1 protein-coding gene and 2 pseudogenes are annotated in these 2,768 nt (G+C 33.4%); 1 reads left to right on the top strand and 2 read right to left on the bottom strand.

What is annotated here, in order from left to right; genetic code table 11:
* Positions 1 to 121 (top strand): annotated as a pseudogene (locus Xinn_RS20345) (IS30 family transposase); the annotation flags it as partial.
* A 991-nt stretch (positions 122 to 1,112) separates the two neighbouring features.
* Here the strand turns inward: Xinn_RS20345 and Xinn_RS20340 are convergent.
* Positions 1,113 to 1,502: a hypothetical protein gene (locus Xinn_RS20340; protein ID WP_086954029.1), complete on the bottom strand. Its 390-nt coding sequence runs from the start codon at positions 1,500 to 1,502 to the stop codon at positions 1,113 to 1,115.
* Between the two features lie 241 nt (positions 1,503 to 1,743).
* Positions 1,744 to 2,637: pseudogene (locus Xinn_RS20335) on the bottom strand (conjugal transfer protein TraG N-terminal domain-containing protein); the annotation flags it as partial.
* Between the last annotated feature and the right edge of the window lie 131 nt (positions 2,638 to 2,768).

Below are 2,768 nucleotides of genomic sequence, written 5' to 3'. Positions count from 1 at the left end.
CTCAGAGTTGGAGATAAATCTCGTGGCAAATCGATTAAATAAACGTCCTCGAAAAACGCGAGGTTATCAAACACCGAATGAGTTATTTAAAGGCATACCGACTCGTTTACTTCGTTCATAACGGTGTTGCACTTATTATGTGAATGCAAGTCTTATATTTTTAGTTTAAAAAACTTTCCCCAACGCTCTCAGTCTTGGTAAAAAAATAATGCCACATTTAAGGCTCAGACTTATAGTATATCTAAACAGGGGTAAGATAGATAAGAAAATACAAAAACAATGTAATTACTCTGCTCATAACACCCCATCCATATTAAGGTTTAAGCTTATTGTCTATAATTGAATAATGATAATAATTTTTTATAGTATTCAAATTTATTTAACGTTATCCAATATTTTTTGGAATGTAAAGCCTTTTTATTTTTTTAAATTATTCTTAATAAAAAATCAAAAAAATGAAGTAAATTACTTTCTCAATAGTTTTTACGTTAAAAGTAATTACGTACCGACTTTAAATTAAAAAACTGCATTTAAAGATTAAGCTTATCTTTTAATATCAACCAATTAAATTATAAAACATTTGATGAGCATTAAATACCCACTAAATCACTCTATATATAAAAACAAAAATCATCCAGTGCCATTTAAGCAACCCTAATAAAGATACTTTCTAAAAATAAATTAGATTTATAGTTATATAGCTAATAATCCTCCTAGCATGTTTAATTTATTATAAGATAAAAAACAAAAAGATTGCATTTCAAAAAAGTAAGACATATGATGATTTTTGAAAGATAAGTATTAAATTTTAAAGTGTATTCTAGGTGAAATTATTAGATTCCATATAATCATATAAATTAATTACCGGGAGTAACTCATGAAAGAATTAGAAAAAAAAGACCTTAAACGTGTATCCGGCGGCACCGATGAGCCTATCATTTCGTGTGACCTTATTTATCCAGGCACTAATATATGTGCGAGTACTGGTTCTAGTTACCCTAAATCCTTCCCCCCTATCACTACATTGCTAAATTAATTAATAAAAATAGCATTAAATAAATTTTTACTTTTAGGGGTTATATCATAGTTATGATGTAACCCTTTTAAGAATTTTATTTTCCCATTCCCTTAGAAAAGCTAATAAAGATATTATCATTTACCCACGCATCCCAAAAATCAGGAAATTCCTTTTTAACATTCTTGAGTAAATAATTCTGAATACGTATATCAGATGGATCAACAAAAAAAGACTCATAATCACATCCATTTATTTCAAATAGACTTTGTGAGTTACCACCAATCGAAGAAACTATATTTTTTAGATTAATTACTCCATCTGAATTCTCGATTTTTATTTCGCTGATTACCTTCGAATAAGGAAGCATAGATAGCTCTTCTGGTGTTAACTCCTCACCTTTATTAAGCCTGTATCTCAACTCAAGACTTCCATCTGGATAAAAAACCTCATTCAAAGAAACAATAGCATGATCATTAAGTTGCATATAATCTTCTCACTGTAAACATAGAAAAAAGAACCATAGATGCGAAAAAATAGTAAAAAGAACTATAAATGCAAAAATCAGACGAATGGTCTCCAAATAATCTTGTTTCATTATATTTCTCATTATCTTTTTCATTCTAGATTTCATTTTATGTTTCCTTATAAAAATATAACTTAATCAGAGCTATTATACTAATGTACAGGTGATTGGATTTTTCAATCCCAATCACCCGATTAATCAATTATTTTTTCATAGCTGCCCCTCCAGCCTTCAATGCAGCATCCCCACCTTTACCACCTGCTTGTTTAGATTCCGCAGTTCCTCTTTGCATTGCTCCGCTCTCCAACGTTCCGCCAACTTTGATCCCAGCCCAAGATAAAGCCCCCATCCAAACCGCTGGTAATACTAAGAACATCGTTCCCATGACAAAGTTAACAATAATATCATCCGAAGTGTTTTGTATTCCCATCATATTCCAGCGGCTATGTGTATCTGAACCATATAACGCTTCAATCATCCAGCTATCTAACCACCGAGCTAATTCCCACCAAAACGTTATAAAATTCAAAGCAAAAATTACAAATGTTAATGTTATTGCGGTCTTAAAATCATAGGCTGAAAACATTAAAATCAATGGCAGCATGACGTATATAGCCATCAGTAATAAACTCTGAACCATAGGCAATGATTGCCGCATAGCATCTAACGCTGGGAATACTGCAAATGACCCTAATACTTGCCCTACCATAGATCCGGCTCGTGTCGCTGTACTGGTTACGGTAAAAAAGTCAGCATTACCACCATACCCCATATATACAGAGTCGCCCTGAGAAATTTGTAAACTGGCAGGGCTTACCAAGCGACGAATAACAGCCTCTTGAAACTCCTTTGAATCTTCGTTTATCAATCTCATGGCTGATTTTGCACGTAACCACATCCCAGGATCAGCTTGTTCCATGACTAATTTTCTTAGCCCAACTTTTTCATCCGACCACCACTGGGAACAGGTAGGATATCCTCCTATTCCAGTATTAGGATAACCTTCATCACGCTTAGATATCCATGGGAACCCATATCTAGGGGTACGTGACTGTAACGTCTGATATGACCCATTCAGGAATGTTCGAGAACCTAGTGGTACATTCTGCATTTGATAACCTCATCAAACGAGCTTGAAAACCATTAAGTTTTATGGTTAATTAGCACACCGTTTCAATGACCATCAGATACCCCTAATTTTTTATGTGGAAAGCGCCAGCAGTCAAT

This window comes from Xenorhabdus innexi (assembly GCF_002632485.1).
In the GTDB taxonomy this organism is placed as follows: domain Bacteria; phylum Pseudomonadota; class Gammaproteobacteria; order Enterobacterales; family Enterobacteriaceae; genus Xenorhabdus; species Xenorhabdus innexi.
Note: the sequence above shows the minus strand (reverse complement) of the source record. Positions and strands in the feature narration are given on the sequence as shown.

Coding starts and splice junctions, on each gene's coding strand:
- Xinn_RS20340 (WP_086954029.1), bottom strand. CDS start 1,502: ATGCAACTTAATGATCATGCTATTGTTTCTTTGAATGAGGTTTTTTAT.